The sequence below is a fragment of the Mucilaginibacter sp. CAU 1740 genome (genome assembly GCF_039839285.1).
GTDB lineage: Bacteria > Bacteroidota > Bacteroidia > Sphingobacteriales > Sphingobacteriaceae > Mucilaginibacter.
In genome coordinates this window covers 18,638-41,222 of record NZ_JBDOQS010000010.1, presented here as the reverse complement: position 1 = coordinate 41,222, position 22,585 = coordinate 18,638, and the positions used below count along the sequence as shown (strand labels likewise).

Below are 22,585 nucleotides of genomic sequence, written 5' to 3'. Positions count from 1 at the left end.
GCAGATAGCCTTAGTAATTATTAACTCAGTTTATCGCTCAGTTCAATTTTTTTGATGATGCCGCGTGTCTCGGTCACATTATCCCTCAGTATTTCAACCAGCCTTACGCGGTACAGTACATATGGAAATTGTTTGCCGCCCAATGTGCTCCACAGGTAATTGGCCTGCTCAAATGTGGGCGAGTAGATATCCAGGATGAGGCGAAAATCGCCCAGACCTACTTTGGTTGTTGGACTGTTCTGTTTAGTGAAAGTGTTTTTCCCCTGAAAAAACTCAACGATCTGCGAAAGGTAGATCAGCGATTTTTCGTAAGAGGTATGCAAACAGGCCGAAAAAAGCACATACAGGTTAAGGTACATGGGCGCGTTGCGGTAATTAATGTTGTCGCCATCACGTACATAGTTGGGGATATTTTTCATGGTAAACTCTTCAGATATGTTTACCAGTGTTACCAATATATTTTCCAGGCTCTTGATCTCATCATCGCTTAGGTGGGCAACGTTTTTAAGCTGCGTAAAATTTGATGCAAGCCCGGCGTTTCCCTCGGTTGTTTTGAGATAATTATTTAACTGCTCGGCTAAAAAACTAACGGCCTGGTAAATCATGATAATGTTTCGTTTATAGGTTTATAGGTAGTTGCAGTTACCTGCTGATGTTGATGTAAAGTTGGGTATCAGGATTTTACAACCTGCAAGTGTAGGCACGTAATTATCAGCGTGTATATACGCTATTATAATGCGTATAAATACGTAAGGATGAATGGGTTAAAAAAACACAAAACCTTTAACCCGTGGTTAAAAAACGGTTTTATGGATTGGGTTTAACTGGGATTTTGGGGAGATTTTTTTAGGATGTTTTTTGTCTGAACTCGAATTTGGGGGAATTATTTGAATTTTTTGAATTTGCTTAGCATTCTGTTAATTACTTAATTCCCCCAAATTCCGGTTCAGACAACTGCAAACTGATTACGCGGCCAACTATCTGCTGCCAGGATCCTGTCAGTGTTCAATTTTTAAAAACGAGGTGTTCAACTTTTGAAGTCGAATTTTATAAACAACTGATTATCAAAGCCAAGATGTTCAAATCAGTATTTTTAACGTTTTATCCATTTTACAAGTAACTGAATATCAAGCGTTCCATTTTATACAAAAAAGCGAAGTGTTCCACTTTTAAAAATTGAACAGTACTTAAACGCTAATTATTCTCTATCAAGGTGCGCCTCGGATGCAGTTTTCTGACTTGCTAAATAGCCTCGCTATCCCAGAGGATACCGGTATCCTTTAGGATAGTAGTATCTTTTTGATAGCAAACCCGGATAACTTTGCTATCTCAAAACACACAGAAATGAAAATATTACATCTAATCAGCAGCCCGCAGGGCGAGGCTTCATTCAGCGTAAAATTGGGCAATGCCGTTGTTAAGGAACTGCAATCGGCCAATCCGGATAATACATTAACTACCCATGACTTGACCGCTACCCCATTCCCGCATTTGGAGGAAGCACACCTTACATCATTCTATACCCCCGAAGAAAAACGCACACCAGAACTGGTTGAAGCCGTTAAACACTCGGACGAGGCCATTGCCGAATTAATGGCTGCCGATGCAATTGTGATAGATACGCCGATGTACAACTTCAGTATCCCATCAACCTTAAAAACATGGATAGATCATATTGCCCGCGCAGGCAAAACTTTTAAATATGATGGTAAAAGCCCTGAAGGATTGGTAAAAAACAAAAAGGTGTACCTGGCCATAGCATCAGGCGGAGTTTACTCAGAAGGTTTTATGAAAGCTTATGATTTCACCGAGCCGTATCTGCGCGCGGTATTAGGCTTTATGGGGATGACGGATATTAAAGCATTCCGCGTTGAGGGTATCAAAGTTCCCGATCTTCAGGCAACGGCTTTAGATAGGGCAATAGAATCTATCGAATTGTAAGTAATGTATTGTTGAATAACTTAGGTATGCAAAGGCGCTGAGCCGCAAAGGTTTTTCTTAGCGGCTTTGCGTCTTTGCTTGCTTTTTATATTACACAGTTAAAGTGAACCTATCTGATAATTCGGCTGTCTCATCATCAGTAGCAGTATAATATTCGCCTGTTATGGTGATTTGAGCATCAACCTTCTCAATCTCCAGTTTCAAAAATCCGTGGCGGGTATCGCAACTGCATTCAAGGTTAACATTATCAAAGCGTGCATCGTCGGCAGTAAATAGTTCGTTATCAGTTGACGCTACGGCATGCAACTCGTCGAAGCCGCCGGTGCCTGCTACAATAAAAGGTATCACCGTACCATCGCTATAATGCTTGTGAAAGCGTTGATAATTATGCACATGCCCGCTAAAAACAATATCCGGGCGAATGCCTGTTTCTTCAAAAACACCTTCCAGAAAATCTATCATTGGCAGGCTGGCACCGTGATTAATATCAGCCGAGTAAGGTGCATGGTGCATGCAAAGAATAATTGCTTTGTTTGGCCGTCGCAAATCGGCCGATTTAAGTTCTTCTATAAACCAATCGCGTTGTTCATCTGTAACCACGCCAAACTTAGGTACGTTAGTATGCAGGCCGATGATGGTAGCCAACGGCGTATCCATCGTCCAGTAAATATTGGGTTGCGTTATGCTATTGCGGTTTATTTCCCGGCTTAATGCTAATGGGCGCGAAACTGTATCACAAAACACGGAGGTAAAGGCATCGAGGCTTTGGTAAGGCGTTTCGGCAGCGGGATTTACATCGCTGTCGTGATTGCCGGCAATGGCAAATATGGGTGCGGGATATTGGCTGTAGGGTTCAAAAAACTGGTCGTAATATTTTTCAGCTTCACCGTGGTGATAAACGATATCACCCAAATGATATAAAAACTTCGGTTTGTTTTCACCGGTATGTTGCTCAAACTGCGTGGCCATTAAACCCGCTATATGTCTTTGCGAACCGGGATTACGACTACTACCTGTATCCCCAACCATATGGAATACAATTTTGTTATCGGCAACACCGGTTACAGCATCATGAATGGATAAATGATATGGATAAGCACCCGTAGGTTTGGGTAAAGGTTGAAACTTATAACTATCGTCCGGCTGATTTTTTTTGATAACCGGTGTGGTGTGTTTTTCGGTAGAGACTAATGTGAGTTGCTCCATATGGCAAAAATACGCAACCTACTGTTAAGATTGGGTTAAATTGCCCCCTAAACCACATCACCGGACGGTAAATTTGTACCTTTGCGCATGAAAAACTACAAATTGATCTTATCTGCTGCCCTACTGACATTATCTGCCTGTAGCGTGAACAACACCAAAAAAGCAAACTCGTCTGCCGATTCTGTTGCTAATCAAACTACCCCGGCAACAGTTAGCGACAGCCTGACTGCCAAACTGCAAATTAAAAACACCATTAAAATTGGTGAACCAGTTGAACTTAAATTTACCGTTTACAATACAGCCGATACTGCGCGCCAGTTTTGCAAATGGCATACACCTTTTGAGCCATTGATGAGTAAATACATTGAGGTAAAAGATGCAAACGGACAAGAAATGCAATACAAAGGCGCCATGGCCAAACGTATTATGCCGCCACCTGCCAGCGCTTATTTAAAGGTTAACGCTAAAGATAGCTTATCAGTAACTGCCGACTTGTTAAAAGCATTCGATATCAGCAAACCTGCCAAATATACTATTGTATATGTTGGTCAAAACATGAGTGGTTTGGCTGTTAAGGATAGTGTATCGTTTGAGTACGTGAAGTAATTCACTAAGAAACAGTTATAACAAACACGTCATTGCGAGGCACGAAGCAATCGCACATAAGCAGGTCCGACTTGTATAGTTCGCGATTGCTTCGTGCCTCGCAATAATGTTGTGTGATTAAACTCCTCCCTCCTAATTCAACTGCAAAGTTTGCGGGCCGAACTCTTCAAAATGGATCAATTGTTTATCAATTCCTTTTTTCAGCAATTCGCGGTAATGCAGTTCGATAAACCCGGCGGGGCCGCAAATGTAGTATTCGGTTTCGGGCGCAAAGATCTCATCACCTAACTGATTTAGGTCAACCCAGCCTGCGTACCAATCGTCGGCTTCATCTCCCGCTACTTCGCTGTAAAAAATGTGTTTTTTAACATCTTCGTTTTTACTTTCCCAATATTCGATCATCTCTTTAAAGGCATGCACATTATTATCCCTGCAACCATGGATCCAGGTTTTAGGACGTTTACTGCCGCTTTCAACCAGGCTTTCCAACATGCTCATTAATGGGGTTTGACCAACGCCACCACTTATAAAAACCACAGGACGATCACTATCGGCGTTTAAAACAAAGCCGCCCGCCGGTGCCGATACTTCGATAATATCACCTTCGTTAACAAAATTGTGTAACCTGTTACTGATCAAACCATCGGCAAGCAGCTCATTGCCTGCCTCGCGTTTAACCGAAATTCGGTAGTACTCACCATTCGGAGCACTCGAGATGCTATACTGACGTGGCTGCAACAAGTTAAGCTCGGGCAAAAACAAACGTACGCTCAAAAACTGACCGGGGGTAAAATCCGGTACTTCACCGCCGTGGGTAGGATATAGATAAAACGAGTTGATCTCGGCCGATTCTTTTACTTTCTCTTTCACCACAAACGGACGCCAGCCTGTCCAGCCGCCTTTCTTTTCTACCTTGCTGGCGTATAATTTACTTTCGTGATTCGCCATAATCCCTGCAAGCTGGTTATAGGCTACCGTCCAGGCTTCCAATAATTCAGGCGTAGCGGCATCGCCTAAAACTTCGCCTATGGAGGCTATCAGGTGGTTACCGACAATGGCGTAGTGCTCGGGCCTTACATCAAGACTGGTGTGTTTTTGCCCAATTCCGTCAAGCACAGGCATTAGTACAGCAGGGTTTTCAATATGTTCGGCATAGGCAAGCACAGCAAGCGCCAAAGCGGTTTGTTGCTTAGTGTTTTTTTGGTTGCCCATGTTAAATACATTGCGCAGTTCGGGATGGTGGGTAAACATCCTGTTATAAAAATGCTTTGTTAATAATACGCCATGCTCTCTCAACACCGGCACTGTGGCCTTAACCAACTCCTTTTGTTTGTTAGTGATCATAATTTAACAGATTATATATTTATTAATATGCTGCTTAAAATCAGCCCTGAATGAGTAAGCAAATACTATCCTCCACAGCCAACAGCCCGTGCAGCACGTTTACGGGTATTTCAAATTCAGCGTCTTTTTTTAGTTCTACAGATCGTTCGGCCTCGTTATATAATACCTTGCCTTCAAGTATTACAAGCGTGGCCGGAACAGCAGTTTTATGCTCCTTAAGCACCGCTTCTTTTTTAAGGCCGATAGTAATTACCTTGTAACCATCACCCTGTTTTAATATTTTAACTACTGGCCTGGTAGCTTCCTGCATTTGCTCGCGCACTTGTTCAATTATCATGTTATTTAATATTAATTGTAAACCCCATCCGGTTCGGCATACCTGATCTCGGCACCGTTGGCCAGTATTATCCAGGCTTTTAAATCATTGATCACCCTTAGCATATGCTGCTCGTTGGCTGGTATTACAAAAGTTTCGCCCTTGTTAAGTTCATAGGTTTCGCCACTATAGATGAGCAACGCGCTGCCTTCTTCAACCAGCAGGCATGCATCAGATGTGGCGATATGCCTTTTCATACAAGCATCAGCCTTAAGTTCTATTTTAACCACCCGGAAGTTTTGGTTTTCCTGAAGCTGTTTCATAACATTTTGATTTTTAATAATTGAAGTAATTAAACGATCACCCTGCCAGGGCCGCCTTTCATATTGGCCAGCTTGCTTTGAAACATCACGGCCATTAATCCCGCCCTGTTTTTGGCATCATCGGCCATGGGCCCTGCAAAATGGGTATCAACAGTTTGGGTAAACAGTTCGAGCCAGCGGTTAAAATGATCTGCATTAATGATAAGCGGGGCGTGTTTGGCAAAGGGGTTACCTTTAAAACCAGCAACGCCAAATAGTACCGTATTCCAAAAGGCGTACATTTTATCAAGGTGCGGTTGCCAATCGTCTTTAATTACGTCGGCAAAAACGGGACCCAATAATCCGTCGTTCCGCACCTTGCTGTAAAAATCATCAACCAGTAGTTTGATCGATGTGAGGTTTTGTATATCGTTCATTTCGTTGTTAGTTTTTATTTTTCTGAACCGGAATTTTTAGAATTAAGAAATTGCCCGAATTCTAAAAATTCTTTCATTCGTTTAATTCCGGTTCAGAAAAAATCCGAAATCGAAAATCCGCAATCCCAAATCACTAAAGCTTCACAGCCAGCGAGGTGATGATAAAATACCCTGTCCAGGCCACAAACAGAATAATGCCTACCACCAGCCACCAGGGGATACTTTGAGGGGTTTCGCTGCCCTGCAGCATGAATGTTTTCTGATCGCCTTTGCCGTAGGCATTTATCATCAGCGGCAATACGCCTTCTACTATCTCATCCTTTTTTAAACCTTCGATAGCTATGGCCGGACCGTTGCGCACTACAAAGGGGATAAGTTTGATGCCTTCCTTACCCTGGTGGTCTTTACTTACTATTTTAAGGGTATGGTTGCCGTCGGTTAATTTTCGGGTATCCAGATCGAAGGTTACCGGGGCAGGAAATTCGCCCAGGGGCTTGGCATCGTCGTCGATAAACAGGGTTACAAAGCTTTGGTCTCTCATGGCTGCATATCGTTTAAAATCATACGTTTAATGTGTTCGTCATGCTTTTCGCCGGGCTTTACAAAGCATTTAATGGTGGCTATCAGCACGTACAGCGTTATAATTACCATAACCAATACGATAAAGTAATCCAGGTTACCGTCAGGACCGGCATCCGGTGTAGTTTCTCCAAACCTGCCGGATGATTGGTTGCTGCATGGTACCGCCGTGGCATCCAACCGAAGGATGATCATCAGCAGCAGTATGATATATTTTTTCATTTTGTAATTGTTGAGTGTATTATTTTTTAGCGATCTCCGCTTCAGGTTTGCCGAATGAGGCAATGATCTTTTTCACATCGGCTACCGTTACTTTTTTTGATTTATTGCCCCAGCTTTCGCGTTCGTGGTTTACTATGGCGGCTACCTCTTCGGGTTTTAAATTATTGTTGGTACCTACGGGAGGCATCACACCATAGCCCTCGCTTATGCGGCCATTATAACCTTTCATAATAATGGTTACCTGCATTTCGGGGTTATCATCCAACACCACTTTACTTCCTTTTAATGCAGGGAAGGCACCTACCAGGCCTTCGCCATTTTCCTGGTGGCAGCTTTGGCAATTGGTAGCGTATAAGGCTGCGCCATCAAATTCGGGTTTGGCGGCTACGCCACCGCCTGTAGCGCTCGCCTTATCAGCCGCGGTTTTTCCGTAAAGGAATAATGGCGCCGGTGTACTATTAGGCAGGGTAACTTCTTTTAATGATTTTAGATAGGCCACCAGCGCGATAAGTTTTGGCGATGCTACTATCTTCCCGGTAATGCCTTTCCTGAAATCGTCAGGTACATTAACTACCACATCATTTGGCCAGGCATAGTCTTTTATATCAAACAGCCACTCGTACGATGGCATGATGGATTGCTTAACTACCGATCGCGGATTAAACAAATGCAGATAATGCCACTCATCGCCCGGCTGGCGGACGCCTACATTAGTCAAATCCGGGCCGGTACGTTCCGATCCCATTAGCGTGGCGGTGTTACGCCATACATCGGTACGGGTTATATTGGCATAATCGGCGGCTATGTTTGGGCGCGGGCCCCAAACTTTATCCATATCAACATTGCGTACCTGTTGCGTGTGGCAGGCTACGCAACCTTCGGCAATAAAAACCGCCTTGCCTTCAGTTTCGAGGTTGGTTAAAGGTTTGCTGCCCGGTAATGGGGCATTATTATTCTGACTGGTAAATGCCGGCCCTATCGCCACAAAAAATGTTAGCAGCAGGAAAAAGCATAACGCAGTGGTAAAAAGCTTTTTATGATCGTTATAAATTTCCATGGCTTATGCAATTTCGGCGTTAACAGGTTGGTTGTTCAGTTGCTCAAAAATCTCGTTTTTGATATCCGCCTCGCTTTTGTGGGCGGCAAACATTACATAAATGTTCCAGGCAAAAACCAGGTGCGATGCCCACATCAGTGTGCCGCCAATGGCTCGCCACAGCCAGTAAGGGGCCATCATCACTACGCCATCAATAAAAGGTTTCCCTTCTGTCCAGGCTATGCCTTTCAGCGTTCCGCCTATCATGAGGGGTATTGTGTAAAAAAGCAAACCGATCAATGCCATCCAAAAGTGCGCGCCTACCAGGCCTTGTTTAGGCTCTTTCCCGGTAAGTCGCGGAACAATAGTGTAAATACTGGCCCAAAGCATAAAGGCGATAATGCCGTACATGGTTAAGTGCGAGTGGGCGGTGGTAAAATCGGTAAAGTGCCAGATTAGGTTGGTTTCCCTGAAAGCTTCGGCCGTGCCCTGGGTTGATCCTGTAAAGTAAAACAGGATACCCACTATATAAAATGGCAGCGTATAACTGCGGCCAATTTTATTAAAATTCCCCCTGAACGTCATGATGAAATTGGTAGTGCCCGAAAACACCGGGATCAGCATGCCCATGCTGCCAACAATAGCTACCGTTTGCAACCACCATGGTATCGAACTAAAAATAAAATGGTGCGTACCTATCAGCGTATAAAACAGTATCTGCGACCAGAACGCCAGGATCCCTAAACTGTACGAGTAAATAGGCGTATTTAACTGCTGCGGCAAAAAATAGTATATCAGCCCAAGGTTAAAAAACATAAACCACATACCCACTGCCTGGTGCATATAATAACCCTGCACAATGGTTTCGCCAAGTCCGTTTTGGTAAAAAGGGAGGTAGCCCACTATTGCTATCACCGTTAAAAACATCATGGCCGATACTATATACCAATTTGAGATATAGATCTCTTTTGTTTTACGCTGCCCTATAGTTTTAAGATAATTAAACAGGCTAACAACAATACCCGCCGCAAAAAGCGCCATCACCGGCCATATGTATTCGCGATATTCGCCTCCGCCATTATTGATGCCCGCCATAAGCATCAAACTGCCGATAGTTACCGCCGAATTGATGAGTACCAACGAATAATATCCCCACCTAATACTGTAAACAAGCGTATTGCTTACTGTAGTTACCACGTAATACCCAAGGCCTATCATAGCCATTGATGACCATCCCCAAAAAACCATATTGGTATGCAACGGCCTGAGGCGACCAAAGCTTAGCCAGCTAACATGATCAGCATCGGGCGATACGAATTTGATGCCGATATATTCGCCGATAGAAGTGCCTAAAACAAGCCATAGCGCGGCGCTGCCCAGGTACCACATAATGAGGCGTACCAGTTTCGGATCGGTTTGATGTTTAGGTGCCGCCTTACGTTTGGCCGCAAAAAGGCGGGGGCCGTGCACTTCATCAACATTCAGCAAAATCCCTTTCAAATCTTCGGGGGTAATACTGCCGGCCAGCTCTTTATTAGTTAGCCGATAATCGAGCGCATGTTTACGTTTCAGTAGTTCCTCGTAAACTTCGTCATCATTATCCGCCGCTTCGGCTATTTGCCTGGTTTCTTTTTTTACCCTACCGTAGCGGGTTTTGGCGGCTACATTCTTGATTTTCAATCCTACCAAAAACACGGTTACCAACAGCGGGATAAATATTAAAGTGAGCATGATCAGCATACCTGGGCTGGTAAGCACATGCTGACCTACATCAGTAGTTTGCGCATTGGCAGTTGATGCCAGCAACAGCAGCAATACAACTATCGCTGTAGCATTGAAACCATTGCCTGCCCCTTTCGCCTTTTCAGCAGCTTTTTGTTGGGTCTGGCGTCGCCTGATCAATTGTTCCAGCTGCGGGCTATCAAGGTTATTAATTTGCGTTGCCATCCATTTATCGCCATAGCGCTCGCGGGCTACCTCATCCTCGCGAAGGCCGCGGGCCAGGCGGATAAGCCAAAGCAATAACAACAGCAATAAAAAAACAGTTATAGCAATGATAATGCACGCGCCGGTGTTAAAAGCGGGGTCGGGTTTTAATACCTCATCGGCGTAGGCGCTGCTACCGGGGGATAACAGCACTAAACCTGTTAACAGGCTAAAAATTAAGTAGATTTTTGGTTTCATATTAAAATATATTAACACCTTTTTATCTTTTAAATTGATCTTTTAATGGTGATCTTAAGTTTTAATTCACCAAAAAAATTGAATGTGTTTACCCTGCGATGCGCGGGTGGTTTATCTTTTAAGAACTACAGTACCTAAATTCAGGTCTCCATTAAACTGACCGATGGTAATGTTTTCGAGCATGCTTTGCAGGCGGTTCCTTACATCTAAAAAATCGTTATGTAAAGGACAGGGATTTTTTGACGAGCACTCCTTCAAGCCCAAACCGCAATCCCTGAATATGCCTCCGCCATCAACGGCTTCTATTACATCTGATAGCGGGCGGGCAAGGCTTTGATCGTCCAGGTAAAAACCACCGTGCGGGCCTTTTACCGATTGGATGATGCCGCGCTTGCTCAGGTCCTGCAGTATTTTGGCCAGGAAATGCTCGGGCGAATCAATGCTGGTTGCTATTTCCTTTATCCCTACCCTACTGCCATCGGCTGTGCGCTGTGCTATAAAAAACACCGCCCTCACCGCGTACTCACATGTTTTTGAAAATATTCCCATTGCTTTATAAAGCAAATGTAGGCATTAGTTTCAATAATAGAAGATAAAAATATCTTTTATTATTTCCTTACTTAAAAATGACTGTTTTAGGCCATCAATTTTACCGCCTCCTGCCCGGTTGTGTTAAATTTACTTTGCTCGATATTTGGCAGACTGAAATAAAACACAGCTCCACCATTTTGGCCATTTTCGGCCCGTACGGTACCGCCGTGTTTTTGGATAATATTTTTAACAATATATAAACCAAGGCCTTTGCTGTTTTTTTGCCTTACCGATTTCTGGCTGCTTTGGCAAAACTTTTGAAACAGCTGCCTGCCATCCTCCTGGTTAATACCTATGCCCTGATCATGTACGGCCACCTCAACATCGGTATCGGTACGATTGATGCTAACCGTTATGTGCGAACATTGGGGCGAAAACTTAGCCGCGTTGGTAAAATAATTAATGAGTACCTGCATAATTTTGTATTTATCACCCCTAACCATTACCGCGTCGTTATTGGTGTTTTTACAAAAGCGGTGCCCTGTGTACAGGATCCGCATTTCGCCCATTACATTATCAATAACGCTGTTCAAATCAAACAAGCAAAAGTTTAGTTGTTCGGGCTTGTCGCCATCCGAGGCAGAAAGATACTCCTCCATCAAACGTGTAATACCATTAATATGCTGATCAACAATATTGAGCAGTTTCACCGGCTGCTTGTTAATACTATGCCCTAAATGGTTAATGAGCGATTGCGTATTGAGTTTAATGATGGTTAACGGCGCGCGCAATTCGTGGTTAACAATGGCCATGCCCAGGCACTCTTCATTTACCTTTTGGGTAACATCTTCAATAGTGCCAATCATTTGTTCGGGTGTTCCCCAGCGGCGCGAGTATAATACGCCGGTTAATTGTACCCATTTTTCGGTGCCCCGAGGTGTTTCTACCTGTACGCGTTTCTCAAACTTAGCCCCGTTAAAACAGGCTATCTTAAAATCGTGGATCAGTTGGTTTAGCTGCCCGGGCTTAACCAGGTCAAAAAAATCGTTGATATGATCATCATAACCTTTTTCCAGTTCCAGTATCTTCCGCATCCGCGGGCAGATAGAAAGCTTATTTGATCTTAGTTGTATTTTCCAATTGCCAATACAGGCCCCACTGGTGGTGTACTCGGGCAAAGTGCTTCGGCGGCTATCAATATTTCTTATTCCCCTGTTCATATAGTTTGTTTTGTGGCCTTTATTCGGTTGGCGATAATTTTAATTTAATAACGGTATTGAATTTGGCCCATAGCCTTAAAGACATACCTTTGATATACGACCTGTAATTGCTCATCAAAATGCCATCAACCTGGTAGTTATTGAGGCGGATAGCATATACCAGGTTATCTCCCTCGCTATCCCGGCTACCCCCGCAATGGTACATCTCTAAGATCTCGAAATCATCGGGCGAGATGAGTTCATTATATTGCAGGCACCTGATATGCTCATTCTCGATAACAAAATCATGATTAAAGCCGCGTGCCTGCAGGTTAATGATCACATCTAAAAGTTTATTATCGGGGCGCATACCGGTTTTATTTAAATGCCAGAGGTTACCAGTTCATTATTCTTGTTTGTATTTTCGGCAGTTGCAGCACTTTTATAGATCCATAAATAGCCCTGGCCCGCCATATAGTAAACCATAAGCACAGTTTGTACTATAAACAGCGGCAACTGTATAGTTAATAAGTATCCAGAGGCCATGCCAGAAAATATGATCACCGCATCAGATAGCACAAAGCCAAGCCCCACCTGTTTAAGTACCGGCTTATGTGGCATCAGCATAATTATTATCAGGGTAAACTTTAACGCGCAAACAACCTGGAGCGCTATCATGAAAAACCCGGTAGGATTTGCAGGCTGTATTAAACCGGTATTAAGCCTGATGAAAAACGCCGCGGCAACCAACATTGTTACACTTGCAAAAAAGGCGACAAAGAGCGGTATAAACTTTTTCATAGGTAGATGTTTACAGTTTTCAAACCAGGTTAACTTATAATCAACAATTAACTCTTGTTTAATAATGTAAAGTTCGGGGCGGGGAGGCGCCTAATCAATGTACCAATTATGGTTTCAGTAGTACAGATTACATAGCAGGTAAAACCAACACAAGTTACTCCTGTAAGGAATAATTCTGGCTATCCACGTTACCAAAATTGTTTTCGCCCTTGAAAATAAGCGTGATGGTCAAACCCTGATCGCTTTCCATTTTTAAATTACCATCCAGCTGTTTGCTCAACGCCTTCATCATCTCCATGCCTAATGATGATGTTTCCCTGATATTAAAATCTGCGGGCAAACCGATTCCGTTATCGCTTATTTTTAGTACGATGCAGTGATCATCCTGTACATGCATGCTTAGGTTGATAATTCCCCCGCCATCGGGGAAAGCGTATTTTATAGCATTGGTTATCGCTTCATTAAGCATCAGGCCAACTGGGATGGCCTGCGATACATCCATTTTAACAGGGTCTGTTTGCTGTTCAAATCTGATGTCTTTAGCTGGCGCGTTGTAGCAATCGCCCAGGTAATTAATTAGCTCTTGAATATAAATGGTCATATCTATATAGGCCACCTCAAAATTGCTATATAATTTTTGATGGATGAGGGCGATGGCCTGCACCCGGTTCTGGCTTTCACGAATGGCCGCCAGCGCGGCATTATTTTTTAAAAAGGCCGATTGGGTATTGAGCAGGCTCATCACTATTTGCAGGTTATTTTTAACCCGGTGATGCACTTCCTTAAGCAGCCAGTCTTTCTCGTTGTGCAGGCGGTTGTTGTCTGTAATTAAATATTGTAATGCTTGTTTTTGTTCGGCAATTTGCTTTTGCTTTTCATTAAGCAGGCTACGGTTAAGCCGTTTTAGCCGGTAAGCATTGTAAACAGATAACAGAACGGCCAGCAAAATTACTATGCCGCTTACAATTATATTCGGAATGACGCCTGTTTGATCTTCGTTAATATCAACGGCCCTATCCTCTATCATTGCAAGTGCCCCGGCTTGCTTGTTACCTATAGCATAATAGTAACAGGCATTAACTTTTATTGATGATAAAAGCAACAGGCTTATCAGTATCAGCTTATAACCAACCGCAGACGTATTTATATTGATGTTCACCTGATACTATTTTTACAACAACCACAAAACCAATAAGATACAATTAAACTTTTAATTATATCCTAAATAAGTACTGCCACCTATTCAGCCTATAAAAATCATATATAGTACTATGACAATCAATGTATTAAACACGGATTTTGATGTATCAATTACATATTGAAGTAATTACACTTATAAGGAGTAAATATTTGGCTGGATATTATGGCAAATAAGGATAATTGGTACATTTTTATCCTAACATTCATAATGTATTATTTCAAGATATAAAAAAGGCCGTAGTTGAGTAAGTAAAAGCGATGGCCTCTGAAGGATTTGTGGCGCTTGGCGGGTAGGCCTGTCACCCTGAGTTTGTCGAATGGTCGCGCGCAGAGGCCCCACCCACCATACTTCGACAGGCTCAGCATGACCCACTTTTTATTATACCATGGATATGTACGAAGCAATCGCACGTTTAAGAAATATCGCACCGCTGCTTAGGCATCTTTAAACAGCTTTTAAGTTGTAGCATTAAAAGTTCTCCATTCCAAAATCATACCATCAAATAAAAATACGCTGCGATATTTCGCTCTCCGATAGTGAATTTAATGATATATCGTTAGTTTTTGAAAACAACAAAACACACAAATATCTTATAATCAAAAACTTACAACAAACGGCACGATATTAGGATACTGCATTACGCTTTACAATCCTAAACAAGTAACTATGAAACAATTTAATGATCTGGCAACGCCGTATTTTGAAAAAGCAAGTATCTGCCTGCCTTTCAAAATTCATACTATTAATTGGATAAAGGAAAATGGTATCGACCTGCCTAACGATTATTTTATGTTGATATGGATAACGGCAGGCAATGGCTATTACCGGCTTAATTTGCAAAAGCATGGTGTAGCTGTTAACCAGTTATTGCTGATAAAACCAGGGCAACTGCACGATTTGAAGTTTAGCCAGGATTTACAGGGCTATGTTATATCATTCACCGATTTGTTTTTAGATATCGATGATTACGGCGGCGAAACTGTGTACGCACACTTTTACCAGATGTTTAGCAACATGCAAAACACAATTATTAACAGCGAACTGGCCGAAGATATGAGAGATATTACTGAAATAATGATGAAGGAATACAGCAGGCATAACCTATACCGGGCCGAGATCCTGAAACGCTATTTCAAAATTTTCTTAATTTATTTATCGAGGCAATTTGAAGCGATAGCACAACCTTCAAAACAATCGCGCAATACCGAAATACTGCAAAGTTTCATGACCCTGCTTGATAAAAATTATAAGGAGCATAAAATGGTTTCCGATTATGCCGATCATCTATCGGTAACCCCTAATTATTTGAATGAGGTGGTGAAAAAATCAACAGGGCAATCGGCAGGATACCACATACGCCAACGCGTTGCAAATGAAGCAAAACGCCAGGCGGCGCACCCCAATAACTGTATGAAAAAGATAGCCTACGATCTTGGCTTTTGCGACCTGGCCCATTTTAGCAAGTTCTTTAAAAACACCACCGGTACCAATTTTTCTGATTTTAAAAAGGCAGGCGTTTATCGTAGCTAATTATAAAACAGTTTTCGCAGCTCAATCTTCCATTTCGAATTTATGATCGATACTCCAGCGATAAACAGGTATTGATGCTAATAACAAACTCCCCGCGCTATCGGCCCAAACCGAATAGGTAAACGGTGCCTTAAAGCCTAAAAAAATGGCCATACACAACGCGAAGGTTAAGGTGAGGGCGAAACTTGCCAGGGCCGCTATCCGTATCTTAAAACCAACAATAAACAATACCGCCACACTTACTTCGGTTACAGTAGCTAAAAAACCCATAGCGCCGGCCATCCAATGGTTAGCAAAAGGTACCAGCGTATTGGTATAAACCACAAAATTATCCCAGCTACCCCATGCTACACCACTTTGCCCCGGAGCACCCGAAAGGCCTAACCTATCGGCCACGGGCAACAAGAAACCTATAGCCAGGGCAAACCGTAAATAAAGTTGGGCGATGTGAAAAGTGCTTTTCATAGTGTGATGAGTTAAGGGCTGCAAATTAAGGTTATAAATAATTGTTTAAACACATAGCTTAGCTTATTGACATAATACGGATAAAAGTGTCATTTTTATGTTGAAGCATTGCCTGGCCATAAATTATCCAGATTTTCTACAGATTGTGCGGGTAGTATAGCGGGTAAATCATGCCTGCAATAAATATAGTACAAAAAGCTGCCGCCTACGTTAAAATGCTGTTGAAAAACGGCTTACCGGCAAATATGTACTTTCATAATTTACAGCACACCCAACACGTGGTAAATGCAGCTATTGAAATTGCCAAACAAAGCGGGTTAAACCGCGATCAAACTACTATAGTTAAAATTGCCGCCTGGTTTCATGATACCGGCTATTTGTATCAATACAAAGGGCACGAAGATACCAGCATTGTTATAGCGGGCACGTTTTTAATGCAGCACCATTACGGTAACGATTTTATACAGCAGGTTTGGGATTGCATTGAAGCCACCAAAGTACCGCAATTGCCTAACAACCTCACCCAACAGGTTATTTGCGATGCTGATATGAGCCACTTTGCCGACACAAATTATCAAGATTTCGCCGGGCGTTTAAAACAGGAATGGGAAGCACGTTTAGATAAGCGCTACGCCGATAACGAATGGCATGATATGAACCTCCATATTTTACAGCATCACCAATATTTTACTGATTATGGTAAAACAGTATTGCAACCACTTAAGCAGAAAAATATTGAGTTGTTACAAGGCCAAATGGCTTAATGCTTCTTCGCGCTTTCCTTACGCACCCGGCTCAAGGTTTCGGGCGTAATGCCTAAATATGATGCGATCATAGCTTGGGGCACCCGCATAGCCAGATCTGGATATTTTTGTACAAAATCGAGGTATTTCTGCTCAGCGGTGAAGGCTATTGCAGAATGGATACGGTTTTGGCTAACAATGAAGCTTTTATTGAGGATAGCGTTAACCATATCATTAAAAGCCGGGATCTCCTGGCAAAGCTTATCGAAGTTAGTTTTGGTGATCATGATCAGTTCGGTATCTTCAATAGCGTCGATGTTGTTTTTGGATGGTTCGCCGGTAAGCAGGCTGGCCCTATCTCCCGTCCAGCCATCTTCGCGGGCAAAGCTGATAATATTTTCTTTGCCATTATCATCAAGGTTGTAAAAACGCAATAATCCTTTTACTATAAAACAGTTGTACTTCCAAACATCGCCCTCCTGTAACAGGTACTGCCTTTTACGAAGCTTTTTGTAAATACAAACCGCTTCAATTTTAGCATAATCGGCTTCGGTGAGTGTTGTTTTATTGCTGATGTATTGTTTTAATGGCCCGAACATAATAAAAGCGAATATCCCGTTTTATCGGGATATCCGCTTTAATGCCGGCTATATTTTACAATAAAATATTAATTATTGTATTTGCTAAGCCATTTTGCTTTGATGGCGGCACGGGCATCAATAAATTCCTGATCTGTACCTTGTGCAACTGCATCAAGCGGGTAACGCAGCGGACGACTGCCCTTTTCCATTTCAACCAGGTGCAGGATACCATCGGCAATGGTTTGCGGATCCATGTTAAACTCGGCCATTTTGCTGAACAGGGCAGTACCCATAGCATTAAATTTCTGAGCAGCCTCATCGCCATATTCGGCAATAATGTCTGGTTTATCGGCGTGTACCCCTGCTTTGCTGCCGTTGTTCATTTCGGTTGGGTAAACTCCCGGCTGGATGCTTACGTTTTCGATATTGTATTGGGCAAGTTCGTCATGCAGACCTTCGGTAATGCTTTCCACACCAAATTTTGAAGCGAAGTAAGGGATCATGAACGGTAGTGTATGACCGCTTGCGCCGGTTGTGATGTTGATGATCAACCCATTTTTGGCGGCACGCATACCAGGCAACACAGCGAAGATAGTGCGCAACGTACCGTAAAAATTCACTTCGAACATCTGCCTGATCTGATCGATCGAGTAGCCTTCCAGCAAACCAAAGCCTGATACCGCAGCATTGTTCACCAATACATCGATATGGCCGTATTTATTTAAAGTGTATTCAAAAGCTTTTTTAACAGAGTCGTCGTTAGTGATATCTATTTCAACTACTTCAACATTGGGCAGTGCTGATAATTCTTTGGCTACAGCTTCGTTTTTGCCGTTAATTCCGCGCATACCGGCAATTACGGTATGGCCTGCGTTTGCAAGGGTTATTGTGGTTAATTTACCAAATCCTGTGCTTGTTCCGGTTATAAAAATTGTTTTTGACATTTTGTATCGTTTTTGTTGATACAAATGTACCCCGGCCCCAAAACCTGCACATTGATGTATGATAAAAAGAAACTTGACATTTATCAAGTGGAAAAAAACAACTTCTTTAATTCTTGCGCTCGTTTATAACGAGCGCTTAACATGGTTTCGCTATTGTATCGCGTGTCACGCATCACAGATGCGAAAACCATGTTAAGCACTCATCACAGATGAGCGCAAGAGGAGATATGACATTTGCGGGCGGACCGGTCACTCTGAGCTTGTCGAAGAGTAGCGCGCAGAGACCCTACCCACCATGCTTCGACAGGCTCAGCATGACACCCATTTTAAACTTGTCATGGGTAGGTACGAAGCAATCGCGAACTATATAGATCCGACCTGCTTCCGTGCGATTGCTTCATACCTCGCAATGACGTGAGCTCTTATTCTATTTGTAAATCTATTTAGTTCCCGAAGGCTCACTCAGCTTCTCCCCATCCTTCACCGGCACACCGAAATTTGGCGAGCCATCCTTATTCCAGGTAAACTTCTGCGCACGGGGTGAGCGTTTGTTACCGCAGCCTTCATTTGGGTTTGAGTTGGCGTGATAGATGATCCAATCTTCCCTCCCATCCGGCGATTTGAAGAATGAGTTATGGCCTGGCGCGTAAACGCTATTCTCGGGCGATTGCTTAAATACTGGTTTTTCCGATTTTTTCCATGAGGCAGCGTTTAACAAATCACTGTTTTTATCTATCGTCAGCATCCCCAAAGCATAAAAATCTGTCCAGCAGCCACTGGCCGAATAGATCAGGAACAGTTTATTGCCATGTTTCAATATTTCGGGGCCTTCATTTACGCTAACGTGCGTCAAATCGCCATCGTGCAGGTTACCGTTGGTTTCCCAATCATAAGTTGGGCTTGATACCTTTACGCGTTCGCTGCTTATGGTCAGGGCATCCTTCATTTTAGCTATGTAGATATTTTGCTGCCCATTACGATCGCCTTCCCATCCCGACCAGATCATGTACCAGCAGCCTTTATTTTCAAACACCGATGCATCAATAGCCCATTTATCCGTACTATCGGCTATTTTACCTTTAAAATCCCAGGTACCTTGAGTTGGATCGGCCGAAGAATTTTCGATCACGTAAATACGGTGGTTGTTATTATCACCATTATCCGCAGCAAAATAAACATACCATTTGCCGTTGATGAAATGCAATTCGGGAGCCCAAAGATCTTTTGAATAGGCCGTTCCTGCAGGAGGTGACCACACAGCTTTTTTAGGCGAGCTGTTCAACGCGGTTACATCCTTTGTTTTCCAGATCACGATATTACCACCTGTCGAGTTAGTATAGTAATAAAACCCATCCTTCTGAATAACCCAGGGATCGGCGCCTGATGGCATTAACGGATTGGTGAAAGTTTTGCCGGCGGAAGTTTGCGCGTTAACGGCCTTGGAAAGTAAAAGCAGCAACAAGCAGGCATTAAACAGTTTTCTCATAACGCTGAAAGGGTTTAGCTTGGTTTATAACAGCGCTAAAAGTGAGTAAAAGATTTTGGAAAAGCAACAAATGTTAAAAATACATTTAATAATTGTCTCAGGCATTATTCCGTCGCGTCATTGCGAGGTACGAAGCAATCCCCTACTTACAGAGCCGTTAAACATAGTTTGCGATTGCTTCGTACCTCGCAATGACGTAGTGTGTTAAATAACCCTTATCTCTGCGATGAAGCCCTGATAAAAACCTCTGTAGGCAACACCGTAGTTTCAAACTCTGTTACCGGATACCTGCTTTCTATCAGGCTGATCAGCATTTCGGTGGCTTTTTTTCCCATTTCAAATCCAGGCTGGAACACAGCGCTTAATGAAGGGTTTAAAACTTCGGCCAGGTAGGTATTGGTAAACCCCAGCAAGGCGATATCATCAGGAATTTTGAAACCTAATTTATGTAGTTGCGATAAAGTGGTAGTGGTGATCCTGTCGGCGGCTGTAAAAATGGCATCAGGGCGGTCATGTCTGTAAAGCAGTTCGCCCAAGGCAGTTTCTATTTCGATGAGGTTTTTGCCTCCGTGAGGGCAATATTTTATCAGCGATTCATCAACCGGGATCTGGTGCTGTTCAAGTGCTGCGAGGTAGCCTTTTAAACGTTCGGCTGTGATGGATACATTTACCGAACTGGTGATATGCGCTATCCTTTTATAGCCCGAATTGATGAGGTGTGTTGTAGCGTTATAAGCTCCGGCATAATTATCGGCCACCACCTTATGGGTTTCAATCTCGTCGGTAACACGGTCAAACAAAACGATGGGCAAACCTTTTTGGTGGAGCTGTTTTAAGTGGTCGATATTCTGAGTTTCGGTGGAGAGGGAGATCAACAAACCATCTATTGACCGGAAGGTAAGGTGCTGCACATTTTTCATTTCCAGCTCATAAGACTCATGTGTTTGCGTAATGATCACGTTGTATCCTCTACTGTGCGCAACCGACTCGATACCGTCAATAACTTCCGAAAAAAACTGGTTGGCAATGGATGAGACTACAATGCCTAAAGATTTACTATTACCACGTTTAAGACTTTGCGCGTTAATATTGGGCTGATAGTTAAGCCGTTTGGCACATTCCAAAACCAAAGCTTTTGTTTTTTCGCCAATTTCGTGACTATCCTTTAACGCCTTCGACACCGCCGATGGCGAGATGCCCAACTCTTTCGCGATATCCTTTATAGTAACCCCGCCAAAATTCATTTCGTCCCTTGCTTATATTAATTTAACAACCCGCTTTTATATCGGATAGTAAACATAAGAAAAATAAGGGCTACACGGGTATGATGATCATTAAGATGTGAATAATATCCAATAGCGGTATTAAGGCCCATCCAAAGACAACTTCAGAAAAAACACTTCTGCCCTTATCATATAAGTACCTAACATAAAACTAATACAAACCTAATACCTGCCAAATGTTGATTGTACAATTTAGATTGCTGATATTGCCTTTGTGGAAACTGTTAAAATAATAACTATAAATACGTGGAAATGTGACGGCGATTACCGGATGCGGATGCGCATACTGGCCAAACAATTAGGTGAGTTAAAACCCCATATTATAGCCTGCCAGGAATGTTTTTACAGTGAGGAAGGAAAGGCAGATACTTTAAAATTTTTAGCCGATGCACTTAGCATGAACTACTGTTTTTTACCCGGCCGATCAAAAAAACGCCTGTTTGAAAGCCACCTGGTAAATAGCACGTCCGGATTGGGGGTATTATCAGTTTACCCGTTAAGTGAGTTTGCACATGTTAACCTTCCCGCTGTACTGGAAGATAACGACCGTAAAGCTTTTACCGCAGCCGTTAGCTTACCAACCGGTGCCGACATATTGCTTACAACAACCCATTTAACCCACTTGAGCCATGCCGGTGGTTTAAGGGAACGGCAGGCCGAAGCACTGGCATCTTTTGTAAGCACCAATAACACTCACCCCTATCATATCGTCTGTGGCGATTTTAATTCCACATCCGATTCGGACGAGGTAATAGCGTTTTTAGCAAACTCCAACGCGATTGATTGCTATGCTGCCGGTAATGGAACCGAGCCACATTATAGCCTTACCGACGCTTATTATAAAGCTAATAAACAGATCTGCATCGACCAGATCTTTGCCCTGCCCTTACCAAACGGTCAATATCCTCACTTTGCAGATTCGGCAGTAGTGCTGAATATCCCCGACGAGGAAAGCGGGCTATATGCAAGCGACCATTTCGGCATCACCACAACTATTGTTATTGAATAATGGAAAAGGTGTTATATTCGATCACCAAAAACACAATCCGCCTTTTTGCGGATGGACTTCAAGATTTATTTGACCTAAAAAATGAGTAAGTTATTTTATGTTATCGGCCCATCGGGTGCCGGTAAAGATACCCTGATGAACTACGCCCGCCAGCAGATCAACGGATCAGAAAATGTGATCTTTGCGCACCGCTACATTACCCGTGAGCCATTCTTCGGCAGCGAAAACCATGTAAGCTTAAGTAACGAAGAATTTGAGCTAATGAAAAAAGGCGGCATGTTTGCCCTGCATTGGGGCAGCCACAACAAATGCTATGGCATTGGCCAGGAAATTAACAGCTGGCTTAACAAAGGGTTCAATGTAGTAGTTAATGGCTCGCGCGAGTACCTGCCCGTAGCCCAACGCCTCTACCCCGATCTGTTTGTAATTTTAATAACCGCCAGTGCCGAAGTACTCATTAAACGCCTGGCAGGCCGTGGCCGCGAAACCGACGAAGAAATAACCGCACGCCTGGCCCGCACCGCCGAGCTTGATGTAAACCTGGAAAACTGCACTACCATACAAAACAACGGCGAGATTGAAGATGCCGGAAACGAACTGGTAAACCTGATCTCAGTTACACAGAAACAATTGGTTTGA

Annotated in this window: 26 protein-coding genes; 6 read left to right on the top strand and 20 right to left on the bottom strand. The window is 43.1% G+C overall.

Features of this window, described 5'->3' with window-relative positions; genetic code table 11:
• Positions 1-20: 20 nt before the first annotated feature.
• Positions 21-605 carry a DUF4255 domain-containing protein gene (locus tag AAFN85_RS20680; protein ID WP_347529515.1) on the bottom strand — a complete coding sequence of 195 codons (585 nt, stop codon included), beginning with the start codon at positions 603-605 and terminating at the stop codon, positions 21-23.
• A gap of 739 nt (positions 606-1,344) precedes the next feature.
• On the opposite strand from AAFN85_RS20680, the gene AAFN85_RS20675 reads away from it, so the two are divergent.
• Positions 1,345-1,941, top strand: a complete 597-nt coding sequence (locus AAFN85_RS20675; protein ID WP_347529514.1) for an NAD(P)H-dependent oxidoreductase — start codon at positions 1,345-1,347, stop codon at positions 1,939-1,941.
• Positions 1,942-2,031: 90 nt separating this feature from the next.
• Here AAFN85_RS20675 and AAFN85_RS20670 read toward each other — a convergent pair whose 3' ends face one another.
• Positions 2,032-3,147, bottom strand: coding sequence for a metallophosphoesterase (locus AAFN85_RS20670; RefSeq protein WP_347529513.1), 1,116 nt, complete (start codon positions 3,145-3,147; stop codon positions 2,032-2,034).
• A gap of 87 nt (positions 3,148-3,234) precedes the next feature.
• Between AAFN85_RS20670 and AAFN85_RS20665 the strand changes: the two genes are divergently transcribed.
• A complete protein-coding gene (locus AAFN85_RS20665; protein WP_347529512.1) occupies positions 3,235-3,753 on the top strand; it encodes a protease in 519 nt (172 codons plus the stop codon).
• A 132-nt stretch (positions 3,754-3,885) separates the two neighbouring features.
• Here AAFN85_RS20665 and hmpA read toward each other — a convergent pair whose 3' ends face one another.
• From hmpA to AAFN85_RS20600, 13 genes are all read right to left on the bottom strand, one after another.
• A complete protein-coding gene (hmpA, locus tag AAFN85_RS20660) occupies positions 3,886-5,097 on the bottom strand; it encodes an NO-inducible flavohemoprotein (protein WP_347529511.1) in 1,212 nt (403 codons plus the stop codon).
• A gap of 40 nt (positions 5,098-5,137) precedes the next feature.
• On the bottom strand, positions 5,138-5,434 hold the full coding sequence (locus AAFN85_RS20655) for a hypothetical protein (protein ID WP_347529510.1): 297 nt from the start codon (positions 5,432-5,434) through the stop codon (positions 5,138-5,140).
• A gap of 11 nt (positions 5,435-5,445) precedes the next feature.
• Complete coding sequence (locus tag AAFN85_RS20650; protein ID WP_347529509.1) at positions 5,446-5,736, bottom strand: cupin domain-containing protein; 291 nt, start codon at positions 5,734-5,736, stop codon at positions 5,446-5,448.
• 29 nt (positions 5,737-5,765) lie between these two features.
• A complete protein-coding gene (locus tag AAFN85_RS20645) occupies positions 5,766-6,152 on the bottom strand; it encodes a group III truncated hemoglobin (protein WP_347529508.1) in 387 nt (128 codons plus the stop codon).
• 133 nt (positions 6,153-6,285) lie between these two features.
• Complete coding sequence (locus tag AAFN85_RS20640; protein WP_347529507.1) at positions 6,286-6,693, bottom strand: cytochrome C; 408 nt, start codon at positions 6,691-6,693, stop codon at positions 6,286-6,288.
• Complete coding sequence (locus AAFN85_RS20635; protein ID WP_347529506.1) at positions 6,690-6,953, bottom strand: hypothetical protein; 264 nt, start codon at positions 6,951-6,953, stop codon at positions 6,690-6,692. The genes AAFN85_RS20640 and AAFN85_RS20635 overlap by 4 nt, the downstream gene beginning before the upstream one ends.
• Before the next feature lie 19 nt (positions 6,954-6,972).
• A complete protein-coding gene (locus tag AAFN85_RS20630; RefSeq protein WP_347529505.1) occupies positions 6,973-8,010 on the bottom strand; it encodes a cbb3-type cytochrome c oxidase subunit II in 1,038 nt (345 codons plus the stop codon).
• Positions 8,011-8,013: 3 nt separating this feature from the next.
• Positions 8,014-10,173, bottom strand: a complete 2,160-nt coding sequence (locus AAFN85_RS20625) for a cbb3-type cytochrome c oxidase subunit I (protein WP_347529504.1) — start codon at positions 10,171-10,173, stop codon at positions 8,014-8,016.
• 111 nt (positions 10,174-10,284) lie between these two features.
• A complete protein-coding gene (locus tag AAFN85_RS20620) occupies positions 10,285-10,722 on the bottom strand; it encodes an Rrf2 family transcriptional regulator (protein WP_347529503.1) in 438 nt (145 codons plus the stop codon).
• A gap of 86 nt (positions 10,723-10,808) precedes the next feature.
• Positions 10,809-11,924: a PAS domain-containing sensor histidine kinase gene (locus AAFN85_RS20615; RefSeq protein WP_347529502.1), complete on the bottom strand. Its 1,116-nt coding sequence runs from the start codon at positions 11,922-11,924 to the stop codon at positions 10,809-10,811.
• Between the two features lie 19 nt (positions 11,925-11,943).
• Complete coding sequence (locus AAFN85_RS20610) at positions 11,944-12,273, bottom strand: hypothetical protein (RefSeq protein WP_347529501.1); 330 nt, start codon at positions 12,271-12,273, stop codon at positions 11,944-11,946.
• A gap of 11 nt (positions 12,274-12,284) precedes the next feature.
• Positions 12,285-12,704: a hypothetical protein gene (locus AAFN85_RS20605; protein ID WP_347529500.1), complete on the bottom strand. Its 420-nt coding sequence runs from the start codon at positions 12,702-12,704 to the stop codon at positions 12,285-12,287.
• A 154-nt stretch (positions 12,705-12,858) separates the two neighbouring features.
• Positions 12,859-13,863: a sensor histidine kinase gene (locus tag AAFN85_RS20600; protein ID WP_347529499.1), complete on the bottom strand. Its 1,005-nt coding sequence runs from the start codon at positions 13,861-13,863 to the stop codon at positions 12,859-12,861.
• 708 nt (positions 13,864-14,571) lie between these two features.
• Between AAFN85_RS20600 and AAFN85_RS20595 the strand changes: the two genes are divergently transcribed.
• Positions 14,572-15,435, top strand: a complete 864-nt coding sequence (locus tag AAFN85_RS20595; protein ID WP_347529498.1) for a helix-turn-helix transcriptional regulator — start codon at positions 14,572-14,574, stop codon at positions 15,433-15,435.
• A gap of 21 nt (positions 15,436-15,456) precedes the next feature.
• Here AAFN85_RS20595 and AAFN85_RS20590 read toward each other — a convergent pair whose 3' ends face one another.
• A complete protein-coding gene (locus AAFN85_RS20590) occupies positions 15,457-15,900 on the bottom strand; it encodes a DoxX family protein (RefSeq protein ID WP_347529497.1) in 444 nt (147 codons plus the stop codon).
• Between the two features lie 170 nt (positions 15,901-16,070).
• On the opposite strand from AAFN85_RS20590, the gene AAFN85_RS20585 reads away from it, so the two are divergent.
• Positions 16,071-16,664 carry an HD domain-containing protein gene (locus AAFN85_RS20585; protein ID WP_347529496.1) on the top strand — a complete coding sequence of 198 codons (594 nt, stop codon included), beginning with the start codon at positions 16,071-16,073 and terminating at the stop codon, positions 16,662-16,664.
• On the opposite strand, the gene AAFN85_RS20580 is transcribed toward AAFN85_RS20585, so the two are convergent.
• The 4 genes from AAFN85_RS20580 to AAFN85_RS20565 all read right to left on the bottom strand — a co-directional run bounded on the left by AAFN85_RS20580 (position 16,661) and on the right by AAFN85_RS20565 (position 20,898).
• A complete protein-coding gene (locus AAFN85_RS20580) occupies positions 16,661-17,242 on the bottom strand; it encodes a Crp/Fnr family transcriptional regulator (RefSeq protein WP_347529495.1) in 582 nt (193 codons plus the stop codon). The two genes, AAFN85_RS20585 and AAFN85_RS20580, sit on opposite strands and share 4 nt — an antisense overlap.
• Before the next feature lie 68 nt (positions 17,243-17,310).
• Positions 17,311-18,168, bottom strand: coding sequence for an SDR family oxidoreductase (locus AAFN85_RS20575; RefSeq protein ID WP_347529494.1), 858 nt, complete (start codon positions 18,166-18,168; stop codon positions 17,311-17,313).
• 439 nt (positions 18,169-18,607) lie between these two features.
• Entirely contained in the window at positions 18,608-19,654 is a 1,047-nt protein-coding gene (locus AAFN85_RS20570; RefSeq protein WP_347529493.1) for a glycoside hydrolase family 43 protein, read from the bottom strand.
• A gap of 215 nt (positions 19,655-19,869) precedes the next feature.
• Positions 19,870-20,898 carry a LacI family DNA-binding transcriptional regulator gene (locus AAFN85_RS20565; protein ID WP_347529492.1) on the bottom strand — a complete coding sequence of 343 codons (1,029 nt, stop codon included), beginning with the start codon at positions 20,896-20,898 and terminating at the stop codon, positions 19,870-19,872.
• Positions 20,899-21,151: 253 nt separating this feature from the next.
• Here AAFN85_RS20565 and AAFN85_RS20560 point away from each other — a divergent pair, with 253 nt between their 5' ends.
• Both AAFN85_RS20560 and phnN read left to right on the top strand, forming a co-directional pair.
• Positions 21,152-21,946 (top strand): endonuclease/exonuclease/phosphatase family protein, encoded by a 795-nt coding sequence (locus AAFN85_RS20560; protein WP_347529491.1) that lies wholly within the window; start codon positions 21,152-21,154, stop codon positions 21,944-21,946.
• Positions 21,947-22,027: 81 nt separating this feature from the next.
• Positions 22,028-22,585: a phosphonate metabolism protein/1,5-bisphosphokinase (PRPP-forming) PhnN gene (gene phnN / locus AAFN85_RS20555; RefSeq protein ID WP_347529490.1), complete on the top strand. Its 558-nt coding sequence runs from the start codon at positions 22,028-22,030 to the stop codon at positions 22,583-22,585.